Here is a 15977-nt window from a genome sequence, read left to right as displayed (position 1 = left end):
AGACTAGTCCAGCTTCCGCATTTTTTCAGGATTTTTAAGGGCAAAACTGTGGACCAGATTACAGGTATAATCATTTGAAAGATAAGGCGTTAAAATGTCTTTCATTTGTGCAACAGTAGCCACATCGGTATGCTCCTGAACATATCCCATCCCTTTTAATTCGCCTTTTTCCATCAGGACAATGCTTTTTTCATCATTAGTGCGACCGGCATCGAGCAATACAAACGATGGTAAAGCCGCTTTCATTCCCGCTATTGCCTGCTGAACCCTGTTATTATATTCTGGAGGGAGTTCAGTGCTTTCACAGGCCCCATAGCAATGCCCATGAGCCATTCCGATACAGCTGTCATTATTACGCTGAATGAAGCACAATTTGGGGCATAAAGAGTACTCTTTTAATAGAAGCTGGATAAGGTTATGTCCTTCAGATATCTGACTAAAGCTATAAAGAGGTTTAGAGAACTTTTTCTTTTTATCGATCATTAAACGCAGATAACCTCGCTGATCCTCATACATGAACAGCCCATAAGCAAGGTCGAAACGTTTTAAAGCCCGGTTATTCGCAGGCCATAAGCGCTTTATTTCAGAAGCTTCCAGAATAAATGCCATTAACTCTGTTCCACAGTCCTGATAGGTAACCGAGTGTATGTTACGCATAAACTCTTGTCTCTGCCTGCCCGGGTTATTGCCGGTAAAATGCGAGAGCACTCTTTTTTTAATATTCTTTGCCTTGCCTACATAAATAACTTTCCCTTTCTGATCATGAAAGTAATATACCCCAGGCAATGAAGGCAGTCTTTCAATGTCAGCCTTTTTTAAGTTAGAGGGAAGTTGCTGTTCCTTTGAGTTACGGCTTAAGAACTGCGGAATATGTCCCTCCTCGTCTTTTCCAAGCATTAAAGAGAATAGCCTGGCTGTCGCCAGTGCATCCCCTCCGGCCCGATGCCTGTTTTCAATAGTAATATCGAGACATTTACAAAGTTTTCCTAAACTGTATGAGGGATATCCCGGAAGTATTTTGCGGCCCAGCCGTACTGTACATAGTTTCTTGCACTGCAGATCATAACCAGCCGCATTAAGGTGATGCCTCACAAATGAAAAGTCAAAATTTACATTATGTGCAACGAAGACTTTATCCCGGAGCAACTCATAAATCTCGCCAGCCACCTCTGAAAATGATGGAGCATTTTCAACCATTGCATTATTGATACCTGTAAGAGCACTGATATACAAAGGAATAGGAATCCCCGGATTTATAAGAGTCTGATACTGATGCACAACCTCTTTCCCATCATGCAGAACAATAGCAATTTCTGTAATTCCATTTCCACTGGCATGCCCCCCTGTCGTTTCAATATCTACTATGGCGTACATTAAATTTAGAAAAAGCTTTACTGAAATTGCTATTGCTTACTTAGTACAAACTTAAACAATTTGCTAATTATTTTAGTCAATATATTAAACTATTTCAATGTCGCCCGGTATGCCTTTATAGCATTGGCGAAAGCTTTGGAAAGCACCTTATAGTTTTCCTTGTTGGTGAGGAAACCCATATCTTCCTCATTTGTCAAAAAACCCAGCTCAATCATAATAGCGGGAGACCTATTTTGATATAATACAGCCAGCGATTTTTGCCTTACGGCTCTCAGGTTAAGCCCCTTAAATACTGATAAGTGTTTCTTAAAATTTTCGGCTAGTATATTACTTTGGCTAACTAAATACGGATTGTTCTCCATTGATCGCTCCGTATAAATTTCCATACCTTTTATCATCGACCGAACACTGGGTCCAATACTATCAGCTACACTATTAGCATGAAGTGAAATAAATACATCGCCTTTAATCTTAGCTCTTTCAGACAGGGGAACAAATACATCGCTGTCGCGTGTCATGATCACTTCAAAACCTTGCTGCTGCAAATGATCTCTTATTTCCCTGGCAATTGTCAGTACAAGATCCTTCTCATAAACACCGTTTGCTTTGGTTACACTGTCTTTACCGCCATGCCCTGGGTCGAGCACAACTACAAAGTTTAAGGTTGGGGGCGGAAAAATGGAGGCTACCAGCTGCCAGGAACAGCATATGAGAACGAATGTGAAGAGATGTTTCATTTTTAGTAGAAAGAAGAAGGTCAAAAATAGATTTATGAATGGAGAGTTAGGCTCAATTTTAAAACATTTAAGGCTATCCTTTTATTTTAGTATACAACCAACAAGCTGCTTAATATGACAAAGATAAACAAACAAAAGTTTCTGGTATACGGGGGACTCATGCTGGTATCTGCACTTATTTCCGCACTTATTGCCATTGGCGCATATCGTTATTTTGACGGCATGGAGAAAGAGGAGACTTACCTGCTTCCGGAAGAAAACGCAAAGTTAAGCTTCGTCAACCAAAGAACATCTGATCTATCCGCCGTAAATCCTGACTTTGTGCATGCTGCAGCCTCCGCCACACCCGCTGTGGTTCACATTCAAACAACCTATACAGGCTCATCAGGTTCGAGGAACCCGCTGGAAGAATTGTTTGGATCTCCGCAGGGCAGCAGCCCATCAAGAGCCTCCGGATCCGGAGTTATTATATCGCCAGACGGCTATATCGTTACTAATAACCATGTAGTAGAAAATGCTACAAACATCAATGTTTCTCTTACAGATCGCCGGTCATTCCAGGCAAAGCTGATCGGCCGGGATCCAAGCACCGACCTTGCACTTATTAAAGTTGAGGGCAACAACCTCCCTGTAATAGGAATGGGAAATTCCGACGAGGTGCAAGTGGGCGAATGGGTATTAGCCGTTGGTTACCCCCTCTCCTTAAATTCTACGGTCACAGCAGGTATTATCAGTGCTAAAGGCCGAAGTATAGGAATTCTCGGCCAGCGGGAGCCTGGCAATTCTTCGGATAATGCCGGCGCAAGTACCGCTATTGAATCGTTCATTCAAACAGATGCAGCCATAAACCCAGGAAACAGTGGCGGAGCCCTGGTAAATGCCTCAGGCCAGCTCATTGGCATCAATGCTGCCATTGCCTCACAAACCGGGAGTTATGCAGGCTATGGCTTCGCTATTCCGGCTAACCTCGCCAAGAAAGTGGTAAACGATCTGCGAAGCTACGGAGAAGTAAGACGGGGTTACCTCGGTGTAAGCTTCCCGGCTCCTTCGGCAGAAGAACAACTGCTTAGACAACAAGGGATCAATCCCGCGTCTATACAGGGCGTGTATATCACCGGGGTCCAGGCAGGTAGTGCTGCTGCCTCTGCAGGCTTAAAAGCAGGGGATGTCATCCAAAGCATCGACGGTACAAAAGTAGCTTCCTCCGCAGAGTTTTCAGAGCGCATAGCCAGGCATCGTCCCGGAGATAAGATACAATTGTCTTTTCTCCGGAATGGAAAGACCGGCAACGCCAATGTGACCCTGAAAGGGGCGGAAGCCTCCGCAAAGCTCTCTGGCAATAATGCTGGTGCTTTACAGGAAAAACTTGGTGCAAGCTTCGGACCGCTACCTTCAAACATAAAACAGTATTACCGACTTAATGCAGGCCTGCTTGTAACGGCTGTAGTCAGTGGTGGTTTCTTTGATAGAGCCGGGATACCCAGGAACACGGTTATCACCAGGGTTAACGGCCGCGCGGTAAACAGCTCCGCAGAGCTGGATGCTGCACTTGCCTTATCCTCAAACGGAATGGCGCGGATAGAAGGTATAACTCCTGACGGCATGCGATTCGTATTTAATTTCCCGCTCGGAGCTTAAACGGGATAGATTTCAGCACAAGCGCAAGGTCGTTATTTAATAAAAAAGGTTAGTTCGGCGCTGTCCGGCGCTGTCCTTAGTCTGTAGCCGGGGCTTAAGCGCGCCAGGGACTAAGGATCAACCAATAAAAGAGAGTCTCTGACTCCTCAGGCGTTTTTATAGCGCTTTAACGGAGTCTGAGACTCCTTTTTATTTCTGAATCCTTAGAGCTCCTCCGGAACTCCTAAGGACAGACAAAAGCTTAAATAACGACATTGAGCGCACGGGTGCCGCGTGTGCTAATAAACGAACTTTTCGTGCACCACAGACAAACCTACATTTCGTACTTTTGCTCTTATGGACATTTACGGACAGGCGCTTAGTGATTATTATAACAACAAGTTTACCGATACCCTATGGATTAATAACTCCTATGCCGAAGCGGAAGAAATGCCTGTCGACGTATTCTTCAGATCTCAGGATGAAATGCCCGATATCGAACTCCTGGCTCTTGAAAACTGTAAAGGAAAAATCCTGGATATAGGCGCCGGAGCTGGTAGCCATGCACTTCTATTACAGCAGCACAAGTTTGACGTATCTGCAATAGAGCTTTCATCTACAGCATGCCATGTAATGGAACTGAGGGGCGTAAAGAAAGTAATTAATACGAACATTTTCGATTATGAAGCTGCAAAGTTCGACACACTTCTCCTCCTGATGAACGGAATTGGCCTGTGCGGAACCATCGATGGATTGAAAGCTTTCCTCAGAAACACCCGGAAACTCCTCAAAAAGAATGGTCAGCTATTATTTGATTCCTCCGATATTGCCTACCTGTATGAAGAAGGAATAAAAAAGCCAGAAAGTTATTACGGGGAAATAACTTTCCAATATGAATACAAATCTCAAAAAGGTGAGTGGTTTAAATGGTTATACGTAGACCAGAACACACTAAAAAAGATAGCCTCGGAAGAGCGCTGGTCCCTGGAAATTTTAATGGAGGATGAAGATGATCAGTACCTGGCAAAGATGCAACCGATGGAAAACGCTTTATGATCCTTTCCTTGCTTTTCCTGGCTGTACGCCTTAAGCGGAAAGAATATCGCCTTTAGTTCCCGCGAACACAGCGAAATTCTGGTTTTTGTAGATACAGTCAATATCGTCGAAACCGGCTTCTGCAAGCATGTTCAGTTGGGTTTCCAGCGAAGCAAACTTGTCAAGCTTGATACGCTCGAAGGCGCTCCCGACAGCTGTGGCCTCAAGACCTGAATCCATCACCGACTCTTTCCAGCTATCTTTATAGAATTTATCAAATCCCTTACTCCTGCCCATTACCTGATCCGCATTAATAAAGAGGCCTCCGTCGTTAAGAGCCTCGTAAATATTTCTATATAGCTTTTTTTTGTCTTCGTCTTCCAGGTGATGGATAGACAGCGCCGATATTATCAGATCATATTTTCCAGGTAGTGCGTCTGCTGCAAAGTTGAGTTCCTGAAAACGGAAGTTTTTTAAACCCTTGAATCGCTCACGGGCGGCATTCAACATCTCTGGTGAAAGGTCAGTAAGCGTGTAGTTTAACTCTGGTCGTATAAGGTAAATAAAATAGGAAAATAATCCTGTGCCCGCACCGAGGTCAAGTATCGTTTGCGCATTTCCCAACTTCTTAATCAAGGGATAGCAAGCAGTGTAGAAATCATGAAAGCAAGGAATAAGGTAAGGCCTTTGCCTATCGTATTCTTTGGAGATCGCGCCGAAATGGTCTTTTACTTCTTCCATTATGTATATATAAGTTTGCGTTCAGACTGAAAGTTTAAAGTTAAAAACTTTGGCGACATGCCGGAAACTTTCTACTCTTCACTTTCAACTTTCAACTTCCTTTCAATGGCTGCTCCAATTTCCGCGGCCGGCAGGTCTGCCGCATTACCTGATGGCAGCGATAGCTCCCAATCCCCTTCAGCGGTCTTTCCTATTAAACCTGAAAGACTTTCGGCTTCAAGCTGATAAAATCCTTCATGCAACGATGGTTCAACCTGATATTCCAAACCATTTACTTCAATTTTAAACTGTTTCATTTTTCGAGATAAGATCATCAGATAAACACTTGCAAACACTTACAGTTTTCAACTTTCTGCCCTCAACTTTTAATCTTCAACTTACCACTATTCATCACTCCCATATACAAACCTACTACCACAAGTAATGTCCCCAGTATAGTATAAGCAGTGATAGGCTCATCCATAAGCCACCATGCATAGAAAAACCCGAAAAGAGGGCATAAAAACAGCCATAAAGAAGCTTTAACCGTATCGATTCGCAGCAGGTAAAACCAGCAGATCAGGCCAATGATAGAAACTGCCAGGCTTAACCAGAGCACAGAGGCCCAGAATTGCACATCCAGACGAGCAGTAGAAAAGTCACTAAAGACCAGCGTTACAGGCAGCAAAAACAATCCCCCCAGAAACACCTGCCAGCCGTTAATCAGCAGATTGGGAAGCTTCCATTTTACTGTTGCATAATAAACGCTGGCCATAGATACGGCAACCATACTGGCTATCAAAAGTACGAGCCCCTCTATAGTGGTGTAGGCGTTTTTTAATAAGGGATATGTCGCAACAGCAATACCAGTCATGCCCAGTATTATACAAATGATCTCCATCCTCGAAGGCCGTCTGCCTAACCAGATCGCAGAAAAAACAACAATCATCAACGGGTTGGTAGATACTGCCAGACTGCCAATACCTGCTGCTGTATATTTCATCGCGAACACGTATAGTCCAAGGTATATCGTTGTATTGAGTAAACCGAAAATAACGAGTTGTGTCCATTCCTTCCCAAGGGGCAGGCGAAATTCGGCCTGCCTTTTAAATGTATAAGAAAAAAGCAAAAGCAGGATACCGGCAATGAAAAACCGCACATTTGCCAATATCAGAGGGGAAACAGATTCTACGCCGAACTTTGTAGCCACCGAGGCAGAGGCCCAAAGTATGGAGAATAGTATCCCAATGCTTATATTCTTCATTTGGAGATAATAAAACGAATGTTAGTAAGACATTTCTATTATTTTTTCCACGTCCGAAGGGCTCAGGCTTTTACGCTCTCCCAGGCCTTTCCATCCGCGTTCAGTAAAGCGTTTCGCAATCACAGCAGCGGTCCCTTCGTAATTTTCAGTATATTCAGATAAGCTGGTTGCTATATTCAGGGAATGAAAAAATGCTTCCGTCTTATCAATTCCTGCTTTTGCCTTTTCTTCTACGGAGCCTTCCGTAACATTCCATACGCGTTCTGCATACTGAGCGAGTTTTTCTTTTTTACTGGAAAAATTATACCTGTAATGACTGGGTGCTACAATAGCCAGGGTGCGTGCGTGATCAATGCCATATATAGCAGTTAATTCATGCCCCATAGCATGTACTGCCCAATCGGTAGGGACACCTTTCTGGATAAGGCCATTTAAAGCCATCGTACAGCACCACATAAAGTTGGATGCAGCCTCATAGTCTGACGGGTCTTTAAGGATCTTCGGACTGAGCTCGATCAGCGTTTGCATGATACTTTCAGCAAAACGGTCCTGAAGCTGTGCCCCGGCCGGATAGGTCATATATTGCTCAAGAACATGAGTAAACGCATCTGTAATACCATTTGCCAACTGGCGTTCGGGTAATGTTTTTACTACCTGAGGATCCAGGATTGAAAATTCCGGAAATAAACCCGGACCACCCATACCCAGCTTTTCCCGGGTCTCTGCCCTGGTGATCACTGCGCCTGAATTCATTTCTGAACCGGTCGCGGGTATTGTTAACACGGTACCGAATGGCATGCCTTTCTCAGTGCGGATAGCTTTAGACAATATCTCCCAGGGATCATCGCCCTTATAAAGCGCTGCCGACGATAAGAACTTCGTGCCGTCAATAACAGATCCTCCCCCGACAGCTAAGAGGTAGGTAACACCTTGCTCTTTAATTATCTTTAAGGCTTTCAATAAGATCTCATATTCCGGGTTGGCGGGTATTCCGCCAAATTCAAGCACTTCAAAGTCTTTCAGAGCTTCCTTTACCTGCTCGTAGATCCCATTTAATTTAATGCTGCCGCCTCCGTAGAGCATCAATATTTTGGCGTTTGCCGGTATTTCTTTAGGCAGTTCTTCAATCCTGTCTTTCCCAAATATTATTTTCGTAGGATTCTTAAATTCAAAATTCAGCATGTTAAATAGTGTTAGAATTGATCGCTTGTCCTCAATTTTAATTGTTTATTTACTATTCTACAATAATACTCAGGAGCTTTTACTTTTGTCTTACTAATTAAGGAGTTTCAATTAACATATGGCCCGGAAAAAATACTCAGAAGAACAAATAAAGTTATTAGCAGACAATATAATGCCGGGCTTCATTCCCAAAGATAAGAATGAAGAGGCTTTCAGCTTTCATTTTACTACGGAAGGAATCAACTATAAAGCTCAGTATAAAAAGACTGATACGCAATGGATCTTGCAACAGGTGGAGGAGGTAGACTAGCTGGGATGCCAGGGTACTAGTTTCTTTAAGGCACACGCGTGTCAGCATACCACGTCTGTCCTGAGAGTTAGAGCAGCGCTCTCAGGATTCAGAGATAAAAAAGAGTCGCCGACTCGCTAAAGCACTATACAAAACGCCCATTCGAGTCAGAGACTCGCATTTATTAGCTAATCCGTAGACTCCGCTTCGCTTAGTCTACGGACAGCCCTGGTTAACTTAACAACATTGGGCGTGCGGCAGCACTAAAAATTTCGTTTTTTTTTACTAAATTTGTTAGTATGAAACGTTCAGGGAGTGCGGACCTGCCTCTGCACTACGGCTATGTGCCGAAGTGGCTGGCAGAAAGAATGGCGAAGCTGGGACTGGCGATTACTGAAGCTATTATTACAGAATATGGCAAGGCCGAAATTCTAAGACGTTTAAGCGATCCTTTCTGGTTTCAAAGCCTTGGCGCTGTGATGGGCATGGACTGGCACTCTTCCGGAATAACTACTTCCGTAATGGGAGCACTTAAACGAGCAATAAACCCCCATTCAAAAGATTTGGGAATCTATATCTGTGGAGGCAAAGGCAAATTTTCGCGCGAAACGCCAAATGAATTAATTAAGATAGGTAATGCCACCGGACTGGATGGAAATTACCTGGTACGTTGTAGTAAACTTAGTGCAAAAGTAGATAATACAGCAGTGCAGGATGGATTCCAGCTATATATGCACAGCTTTATTGTGACTGAAGATGGGCAATGGACAGTAGTGCAGCAAGGTATGAGCCCCGGCAGCTCCACGGCCAGACGTTATCACTGGCACTCCTCATCCTTGAAATCTTTTGTAGAAGAACCACATACGGCAATATGTGGAATCAATCAGGGCAATATCCTGAACATGGTGGCCCGGGAAGCCTCAGCTTCGCGCAACTCGGTGATGGAGATGACCAATGAGTCGCCAAAAATCATGCTTGCTGAAGCTCAGAAGCTCATTATGCCCGCACATCATGACGTTAGGGCTAAAGACGTTGACTTGAAGCGCCTCGGAAGTGTATTATGGCTGGCACACGAAAAGAAGCCTGCCGACTTTGAAGAACTCCTGCTTCTGGAGGGCGTTGGTCCAAGAACCTTGCAGTCACTGGCTCTCGTAAGCGAAGTGATCTACGGAACACCCTCCCGCTTTAAAGACCCTGCTCGCTTTTCATTTGCACATGGAGGTAAAGATGGGCACCCCTTCCCCGTTCCTGTTAAAGTATACGACGAAACTATTGGAGTACTGCAGCAGGCAGTTCACAAGGCCAAAATAGGCAACAGCGATAAACAGGAAGCCATAAAGAAACTTGCTGAGATTGCCAGGCGTGCCGAAAAAGGTTTTACGCCAAATGCCGATTTCGATAAAGTCATTGAAAAAGAACGAAATGAATCCTGGCGATACGGCGGACAAACAGTGTTTGGCAAAGAAAAGCCTCCTCTAAATAAGCAGCTTCAACTGTTCTGACCCCTGATAACCTATTCATTTTTAGGTAGATATACCCGGAAAGTTGTTCCCTCATCGACAGTACTTTCCAACTCAACCCTGCCTCCCAGCGTCTCAGCCTGGGTTTTTACAAGGTTTAGCCCAATACCCTTGCCCGGTATATTTCCTGTATGAAAACGATTATATAGGCCGAAGATCTTGGTTCCATATCTGGCAAGATCAATCCCAAGCCCATTGTCTTTTACAGATATATATATATAATCAGCTTCCAGTCCCGATTCAACATGAATCTTCAAAGGCCGGTCAGGATGTTTATATTTTATAGCATTTGATATGAGATTAAACATGATGCTATAAAAATAGGCTCTTAAGGATCTCAATTTTTCTACCTGCGAAAAATCCCAGGTAATCTGCGCGCCCGTCTGCATAATTTCATCTCCAAGGGCCTGTTGGATCAATTGCATTTTATCAATTAAGGATATCTGTTCTATCTGTTGATTCCCACTATCATGACAGCTTACAATGGTATTGAGATCCTTAACTACAGTATCGAGGTTAGACACCTCATTTACGAGATATTCGATCAGCTCCTGGTTGATTGGATTAGTATCTTCTTTCTCAAATAGTGATGCCAAACCTAAAATCTTAGATATCGGAGATCGCAGATTGTGGGACACGATGTAAGAGAACTGGCGTAAGCCAATATTTTTCTGAATAAGATCTGCGGTGACCTTCTTCTGTCTTTCTTCCTCTACTTTGCGTTCAGTGATATCGTCATAGATCCCTAAAACACCATAGACATTGTTGTTGCTATCCTTCAGTGGAATCTTGGTGGTATCTATCCAAAACACCTCACCATCAGCGTGCTGCTGAGTTTCAATATAGTGAATCCGTGGCTGTCCGCTGGCCATTATTTCCTGGTCGTCTTTCTGGTATTTGTGCGCTTCCTGTAAATCACATGGCAAGTCAAAATCGGTCTTTCCAACTATTGATTCAACATCTTTTAAACCAACACCATGTGCAAATACGGTATTTCCGCCAAGGAAAACTGAGTTTTTATCCTTCCAAAAGATTGACTGAGGAATTGAATTCAAAATATGGGACAGCATTTCTTCATTTTTCTGAAGGCTCTCCGCAGCTTTCTTCCTTTCAGTGATATCCAGTCCCATTCCAACGAGACATACTGTATCACCGATCTTAACTTTTCTGCCGTTACAGTAATATGGTATTTCCTGCCCGTCTTTCGTAAGAAGCCTGGCTTCAACCTCCGACGTCCCTTTTTCAAAAACACGGACAATGTTTCCGGCCAGGAGCTCTTTATCCTCCTGAACAAACAAATCCAAAGGATGTAAGGAGAATATTTCTTCTGTGCTGTAACCGGTAACTATTTCGAGGTTTTGATTCCAGTAAATAAATTCACCCTGTTCATTATACAAATAGAAAATGCCAGGCAAACTATTCATTATAATTTCAGTAAGCTCTTTAGCCCTGATCACTTCAAGCTCTGCAGTTTTCCGGTCAGTGATATCACTTACTATTCCATCCACTCTAACATACACACCGTCTTGAATTACAGGAATAGCCTTTACTTCCAGCCAGCGCAAACTACCGTCCTTATGTACAATTCGGTACTCCGAGACACATTTTTGCCCATTAAGCAAAAAAGCATCTTCCTTCTCAACTACAACCTTGTCTGCCGGGTATATTACGTCATACCATAACTTACTGTTTGCGAAGAAGTCGTCTAATGTGTAGCCATATATCTTAGGACATCCTTCCGAAAGGTTGATATATTTATCAGCAATAATATCTCTTGAAAAAAAACCAATGTTAATATTATTTAACACCTCTGTCATTTCCCAATTGAAGCTTTCACCTTTCAGGTTTGGATTATTGGTTTCTACCCTTAGCTGATTACCACTATCAGCATTGTCAGCACTTTGCATAGATTTCTTTTTAGCAGATCACCGGAAGATTTAGCCACCCGGCAATAATTAAAATACTATTCCGAAACCGGAATAAAACCTATACGAAAAACAAGGCGTTAAAGTTGCCGTTTTATATATCTCTTCCCATGCAAACGCTTCCTTTAATCCCTATATAAGGACCAAAATTGTCGATCACCGAAAACTGATGTTTTTCAAATAAACTTATCGAATCGGCCTGACGTTCTCCCGTCTCCAGTACCACTTTCGAATAATTGAGTTCTTTTGCCCAAAGAATAAGTTCATCCAGAATTCCGGAAGCTACGCCAAGCCCCCGAAAATATGGATTAACGAACATGCGTTTAAATTCCACTGTATCAGAATCTATCTCTTTGAAACAGCCACCGCCTACCGTAATACTTCTGATGCATGCAAGAATTACCGTATTGATGTTGTCTACCTTTATATCTACATCAAATTGATAATTGTTATTATTATACATAGCGTACAAATTCGCGTCCAGCTCCCTGACCACATTGATAAACCGCAAATCTTTGCTATCAGTTCGGTCAAACTCGATTATTGTTTTGACGTCACCCCTGGATTGTTTACCAGCACTCAGAGTCTTTTCAGCGTTCATAGCTACTTTTTCTTACTAAAATACATAATTTTATCAATAAACAACTACCCAACTAGAAAATATTTTACTAAATGTAAACTTTTATTGAAAAAAATACATCAAAGCAACCATAAAAACATTAAAAAAAGCAAACGACTCCAGAAAACATTAAAAAAAGCGACTATAATTCACAATACCTCAAAAAAAATACTCAATTCGCGAAATTAAACCACACCACCCTGCATAATTTCTTGTATAGTCTGACGTATAATTCCCGAACTTTCAGAATCGCCTTTCATTAAAGCTTTATTGAACTTGGCAAGCTGCGACATGGTAACATGGGCAGGAACAATCGGCACATTAGGATCGACTACTACATCGAGTACTGCAGGCCGGTCGGCATGCAACACCTGATCGAGGGCTCCAGAGATGTCTTCGGGCCGTTCCACTCGAATTCCCTTTAAACCAAGCAACTCTGCGAACTGCCCATATGGAACATCCGGTATGTTCTGCGAAGCATCAAACTTCGGTTCCCCAGCAAGTATGCGCTGCTCCCATGTTACCATATTCAGATCGCGATTATTTAAGACGATGACTACCAGGCGTGGGTCAGCCGGCTTTGGGATATCCGACACCGGTAAATACATTACCATGTTCGCGGGCAGGCTCTTCTACTGCATCCTCTTCCTGCAGATCGTTGGGAATAATTACCGCCGTTACTGTCCGTTCAGCTTTTGCAATGCGCATCGCCCTGTCGATCACCTGCCTTACCTGAGCAGGATCGGTAACCATATGTACATATTCTGAAGCCACATCCTTAAACAAGGAAACCAGATCTACCTCCTGTTGATAGCTACTACCCAGCGAGGTTCTTTTTTGCTGCCCCACTATAGCCACTACAGGCTGGTGATCCAGTTTGGCATCATATAATCCGTTTAAAAGATGAATAGCTCCAGGCCCCGAAGTTGCTAAACATACCCCTGTCTCGCCGGTAAACTTAGCATGTGCACAGGCCATGAAGGCGGCCATCTCCTCATGGCGGGTTTGGATGAAACGTATCTTATCCTGAGCCCGGTTCAATGCCCCAAGGATACCATTTATTCCATCTCCCGGGTAGCCGAAGATTCGCTGGACATTCCACTCTGTCAGGCGCCTGACGATAAAGTCGCTTACATTCATAACTCTGATTTTTGGTATTTAACCTCATGATTCAATAAATAAAGCAGAAAAAAAGTTTGATCAATTACAGATTGATTTCCCAATAAAAAAAACCAGCTCTTGTAAATTCCCGTTATCTTATAAAACAATAACATTATGATACTTGCAATGATATTTACAGGGCGGGATATTGAACAAGAAGAGCAATTTTCAGATCCTTCTCCTGGAACTAATGCTCCTGATAACTCGAATGATCCGGATTCTGAAGAAGTAGAGAGAGAGTACAACGACAATGAACTTGTTCCGGATGAAGACGAGGAGGATGACGACAAGGTAGAAAAGGACGACGACTTTGAAAAGAATTACGGCCACCTGGATAATGGCCAGGATGATCTGAGCACTCCGGATTCCGGGGATGGGGTTGATAATTTGGAATGAGCGGCTATCGTAGCGCTTTAACGGAGTCGGAGACTGCTGTTTATTTCTGAATCCTAAGAGCTCCTCCGGAACTCTTAAGGACAGACAGGGCTGCAAGTTAAATCTCGAATCCCGGCGCTGTCCTTAGTCTGTAGCCGGGGGTTTAAGCGCGCCAGGGACTAAGGATCAACCAATAAAAGGAGCTCTCCGACTCCTCAGGCGTTTTGTATAGCGCTTTATCGGAGTAAAAGAAAAACAAATAAGGACCTACAGCTCTCTAGCCATCAAGCAGTGTACGCAGGGTAATAGAAAATCTCTTCCCGGCAACCGGTAAGATACTGTGCTGCCAGTTAAACCTGGAGTCTCCCTGCATGACATACAGCGACCGGCGCTTTACAGTAAAGGATAGCAGTGACGACCTGCTTTGCTTCATCTTGTCTTGCGGCTTAAACCTGAATACGCAATCGGATAACAGCGAGATCCCGGCAATAAGATCAAAGGGCGGTGCATCTCTGTGCCAGTTGATGACAGAGCCGGGCGGATATTCAGTAAGCAATAGCTCTGCAAAATCTGTAGGATGGATCGCCACGAGATTTGATACTTTTTCTATCAGGGGTTTAAAAACTGTTGGTATTTCCTTTCCCTTTGAAAGAGTGCGGCTCGCAAAATTCCAGTCGTAGCCAAAACTTTCGACCTTTCGTCTTGCTTCATAACCCTGAAAAACAAAGGCATGAAGATTTGATTCGCTAATCGCCTGCAGCAGCTGATCTTCTTCAGTTACGGAAATGAATTCAGGAAAATAGCTGAAGCCCTTCGGGAACACTGGTTCAAGAGAAAATAAAGTATCCATTTAATGTCATTCATTCCATGTTATGAGAAATAACATAAAAAACATGCCATGAATAAGATAAACTCGGGCTCAAGCCGCTGCCGGTTCCAATTCAGCCACAAGCAACCTTTCTTTCTTATGCCTGAATATAAGTATCCCTGCAAAAACCGCTCCCAACAGCGACATGGAAACTCCCACCAGTTGAGGAGAGGCATAACCGAGACCTGCCGCTATAGGCATGCCCCCAAGGAAAGCACCCAAAGCATTTCCCATGTTAAAAGCAGCCTGGGTAACCGAAGCTCCAAGCATTTCAGCACCTTTCGACGACTGGATCATCAGCATCTGTATGGGCGAAGCCATCGCAAGTGAACAACTTCCCGCAACAAAGGTCAGCACGATAGACACCGGCTGGCTCTCTGAAAAGAAGTAGATCAGCACCAAAGTGGCAGCCATAGCAAAAAGCAAAACAAGACATGCTGTTAGCGGCTTCAACCGATCAGCAAGCTTTCCACCAACCAGGTTCCCTACAAACATTCCAAAACCCGCTACCATCAATATATAAGGAACCATCGACTCCGAAAACCCGGACACTTCAGTCATTAAAGGGGCTATATAGCTGATCCAGCAAAATAAACCACCAGTCCCAATTGCAGTGATCAGGAAGATCAACCATGGATCCAGACGCGCAAACACCTTCATTTCCGCTTTTATATTACTGTTCTTTGAAGCAGGCAAGGCCGGAAGCAAAATATAGATGGCTAACATGGTCAGCAATCCGATCAGCCCAATGCTGCCAAAGGTATATCTCCACGAATAGTTATGCCCAATGTACGTTCCAAGCGGAACGGTTAATAGGTTTGCTATCGTCAGCCCGCTGAACATCAGCGATATTGCCTGAGCCTTCTTACCATCCTCTGCTAAGCGGCTCGCCACTACCGAACCGACACCAAAGAAGGCGCCGTGGGGCAAACCTGCCATTAAGCGGGCAATAAATAAGATCGCAGCATTAGGAGCAAAAGCAGAAAGGCTATTGAAGATCGTGAAAAGCAGCATCAAAACCAGCAGAATAGTTTTGGGAGCCATCCTGCTACTCGCGGCAACCAGCAGCGGTGCCCCGATAACCACCCCTAAAGCATAGGCCGATATCATATGCCCCGCCTCAGGTATAGAAATACTAAATTCACCAGCAATATCCGGCAACAATCCCATCATCACAAATTCTGTAGTTCCTATCCCTAAACCGCCCATCGCGAGCGGAAGTAATTTCTTTCTCATCTACCTTCTTTATCCCCTATTTTTTAAACATCTTAGAAAGCCGCAAATATACGTT

17 protein-coding genes are annotated in these 15977 nt (G+C 43.7%); 5 read left to right on the top strand and 12 right to left on the bottom strand.

The window, feature by feature from the left end; all coding sequences use genetic code 11:
• Positions 1-3 precede the first annotated feature (3 nt).
• Positions 4-1374: an exonuclease domain-containing protein gene (locus J3P37_RS03625; RefSeq protein ID WP_256009639.1), complete on the bottom strand. Its 1371-nt coding sequence runs from the start codon at positions 1372-1374 to the stop codon at positions 4-6.
• 89 nt (positions 1375-1463) lie between these two features.
• On the bottom strand, positions 1464-2111 hold the full coding sequence (locus tag J3P37_RS03620) for an N-acetylmuramoyl-L-alanine amidase family protein (RefSeq protein ID WP_256009638.1): 648 nt from the start codon (positions 2109-2111) through the stop codon (positions 1464-1466).
• Positions 2112-2225: 114 nt separating this feature from the next.
• Between J3P37_RS03620 and J3P37_RS03615 the strand changes: the two genes are divergently transcribed.
• Both J3P37_RS03615 and J3P37_RS03610 read left to right on the top strand, forming a co-directional pair.
• Entirely contained in the window at positions 2226-3749 is a 1524-nt protein-coding gene (locus J3P37_RS03615) for a trypsin-like peptidase domain-containing protein (protein ID WP_256009637.1), read from the top strand.
• 336 nt (positions 3750-4085) lie between these two features.
• On the top strand, positions 4086-4784 hold the full coding sequence (locus J3P37_RS03610; RefSeq protein ID WP_256009636.1) for a class I SAM-dependent methyltransferase: 699 nt from the start codon (positions 4086-4088) through the stop codon (positions 4782-4784).
• Between the two features lie 30 nt (positions 4785-4814).
• Here the strand turns inward: J3P37_RS03610 and J3P37_RS03605 are convergent, their stop codons facing one another.
• From J3P37_RS03605 to J3P37_RS03590, 4 genes are all read right to left on the bottom strand, one after another.
• Positions 4815-5504, bottom strand: a complete 690-nt coding sequence (locus tag J3P37_RS03605; RefSeq protein WP_256009635.1) for a class I SAM-dependent methyltransferase — start codon at positions 5502-5504, stop codon at positions 4815-4817.
• 71 nt (positions 5505-5575) lie between these two features.
• Positions 5576-5800: a hypothetical protein gene (locus tag J3P37_RS03600; protein ID WP_256009634.1), complete on the bottom strand. Its 225-nt coding sequence runs from the start codon at positions 5798-5800 to the stop codon at positions 5576-5578.
• Positions 5801-5862: 62 nt separating this feature from the next.
• Entirely contained in the window at positions 5863-6747 is an 885-nt protein-coding gene (locus tag J3P37_RS03595) for a DMT family transporter (RefSeq protein ID WP_256009633.1), read from the bottom strand.
• A 21-nt stretch (positions 6748-6768) separates the two neighbouring features.
• Positions 6769-7929 (bottom strand): iron-containing alcohol dehydrogenase, encoded by a 1161-nt coding sequence (locus J3P37_RS03590; RefSeq protein ID WP_256009632.1) that lies wholly within the window; start codon positions 7927-7929, stop codon positions 6769-6771.
• A 118-nt stretch (positions 7930-8047) separates the two neighbouring features.
• Here J3P37_RS03590 and J3P37_RS03585 point away from each other — a divergent pair, with 118 nt between their 5' ends.
• The gene (locus J3P37_RS03585; RefSeq protein WP_256009631.1) at positions 8048-8239 is read left to right on the top strand and encodes a hypothetical protein; all 192 of its coding nucleotides are present in this window, start codon (positions 8048-8050) and stop codon (positions 8237-8239) included.
• A 278-nt stretch (positions 8240-8517) separates the two neighbouring features.
• On the top strand, positions 8518-9720 hold the full coding sequence (locus tag J3P37_RS03580) for a DUF763 domain-containing protein (protein ID WP_256009630.1): 1203 nt from the start codon (positions 8518-8520) through the stop codon (positions 9718-9720).
• An 11-nt stretch (positions 9721-9731) separates the two neighbouring features.
• Here J3P37_RS03580 and J3P37_RS03575 read toward each other — a convergent pair whose 3' ends face one another.
• The 4 genes from J3P37_RS03575 to J3P37_RS03560 form a co-directional block, all read right to left on the bottom strand.
• Entirely contained in the window at positions 9732-11645 is a 1914-nt protein-coding gene (locus tag J3P37_RS03575; protein WP_256009629.1) for a PAS domain-containing sensor histidine kinase, read from the bottom strand.
• A 112-nt stretch (positions 11646-11757) separates the two neighbouring features.
• A complete protein-coding gene (locus J3P37_RS03570; protein WP_256009628.1) occupies positions 11758-12264 on the bottom strand; it encodes a GNAT family N-acetyltransferase in 507 nt (168 codons plus the stop codon).
• Positions 12265-12467: 203 nt separating this feature from the next.
• Positions 12468-12878, bottom strand: a complete 411-nt coding sequence (locus J3P37_RS03565) for a thiamine pyrophosphate-dependent enzyme (RefSeq protein WP_256009627.1) — start codon at positions 12876-12878, stop codon at positions 12468-12470.
• Positions 12853-13422: a thiamine pyrophosphate-binding protein gene (locus tag J3P37_RS03560; RefSeq protein ID WP_256009626.1), complete on the bottom strand. Its 570-nt coding sequence runs from the start codon at positions 13420-13422 to the stop codon at positions 12853-12855. Before J3P37_RS03560 ends, J3P37_RS03565 begins: the two co-directional genes overlap by 26 nt.
• A gap of 135 nt (positions 13423-13557) precedes the next feature.
• Here J3P37_RS03560 and J3P37_RS03555 point away from each other — a divergent pair, with 135 nt between their 5' ends.
• Entirely contained in the window at positions 13558-13839 is a 282-nt protein-coding gene (locus J3P37_RS03555) for a hypothetical protein (protein WP_256009625.1), read from the top strand.
• 256 nt (positions 13840-14095) lie between these two features.
• Here J3P37_RS03555 and J3P37_RS03550 read toward each other — a convergent pair whose 3' ends face one another.
• Both J3P37_RS03550 and J3P37_RS03545 read right to left on the bottom strand, forming a co-directional pair.
• Positions 14096-14668, bottom strand: a complete 573-nt coding sequence (locus tag J3P37_RS03550; protein ID WP_256009624.1) for an alpha-ketoglutarate-dependent dioxygenase AlkB — start codon at positions 14666-14668, stop codon at positions 14096-14098.
• 69 nt (positions 14669-14737) lie between these two features.
• Positions 14738-15922 carry an MFS transporter gene (locus tag J3P37_RS03545; RefSeq protein ID WP_256009623.1) on the bottom strand — a complete coding sequence of 395 codons (1185 nt, stop codon included), beginning with the start codon at positions 15920-15922 and terminating at the stop codon, positions 14738-14740.
• Positions 15923-15977: the final 55 nt, after the last annotated feature.

It is taken from the genome of Desertivirga xinjiangensis, from assembly GCF_024436435.1.
In the GTDB taxonomy this organism is placed as follows: domain Bacteria; phylum Bacteroidota; class Bacteroidia; order Sphingobacteriales; family Sphingobacteriaceae; genus Desertivirga; species Desertivirga xinjiangensis.
This window is presented reverse-complemented; position numbering and strand designations above follow the sequence as displayed.

Coding starts and splice junctions, on each gene's coding strand:
- J3P37_RS03570 (WP_256009628.1), bottom strand. CDS start 12,264: ATGAACGCTGAAAAGACTCTGAGTGCTGGTAAACAATCCAGGGGTGAC.
- J3P37_RS03610 (WP_256009636.1), top strand. CDS start 4,086: ATGGACATTTACGGACAGGCGCTTAGTGATTATTATAACAACAAGTTT.
- J3P37_RS03550 (WP_256009624.1), bottom strand. CDS start 14,668: ATGGATACTTTATTTTCTCTTGAACCAGTGTTCCCGAAGGGCTTCAGC.
- J3P37_RS03560 (WP_256009626.1), bottom strand. CDS start 13,422: ATGAATGTAAGCGACTTTATCGTCAGGCGCCTGACAGAGTGGAATGTC.
- J3P37_RS03615 (WP_256009637.1), top strand. CDS start 2,226: ATGACAAAGATAAACAAACAAAAGTTTCTGGTATACGGGGGACTCATG.
- J3P37_RS03590 (WP_256009632.1), bottom strand. CDS start 7,929: ATGCTGAATTTTGAATTTAAGAATCCTACGAAAATAATATTTGGGAAA.
- J3P37_RS03545 (WP_256009623.1), bottom strand. CDS start 15,922: ATGAGAAAGAAATTACTTCCGCTCGCGATGGGCGGTTTAGGGATAGGA.
- J3P37_RS03595 (WP_256009633.1), bottom strand. CDS start 6,747: ATGAAGAATATAAGCATTGGGATACTATTCTCCATACTTTGGGCCTCT.
- J3P37_RS03625 (WP_256009639.1), bottom strand. CDS start 1,374: ATGTACGCCATAGTAGATATTGAAACGACAGGGGGGCATGCCAGTGGA.
- J3P37_RS03600 (WP_256009634.1), bottom strand. CDS start 5,800: ATGAAACAGTTTAAAATTGAAGTAAATGGTTTGGAATATCAGGTTGAA.
- J3P37_RS03585 (WP_256009631.1), top strand. CDS start 8,048: ATGGCCCGGAAAAAATACTCAGAAGAACAAATAAAGTTATTAGCAGAC.
- J3P37_RS03620 (WP_256009638.1), bottom strand. CDS start 2,111: ATGAAACATCTCTTCACATTCGTTCTCATATGCTGTTCCTGGCAGCTG.
- J3P37_RS03555 (WP_256009625.1), top strand. CDS start 13,558: ATGATACTTGCAATGATATTTACAGGGCGGGATATTGAACAAGAAGAG.
- J3P37_RS03580 (WP_256009630.1), top strand. CDS start 8,518: ATGAAACGTTCAGGGAGTGCGGACCTGCCTCTGCACTACGGCTATGTG.
- J3P37_RS03575 (WP_256009629.1), bottom strand. CDS start 11,645: ATGCAAAGTGCTGACAATGCTGATAGTGGTAATCAGCTAAGGGTAGAA.
- J3P37_RS03605 (WP_256009635.1), bottom strand. CDS start 5,504: ATGGAAGAAGTAAAAGACCATTTCGGCGCGATCTCCAAAGAATACGAT.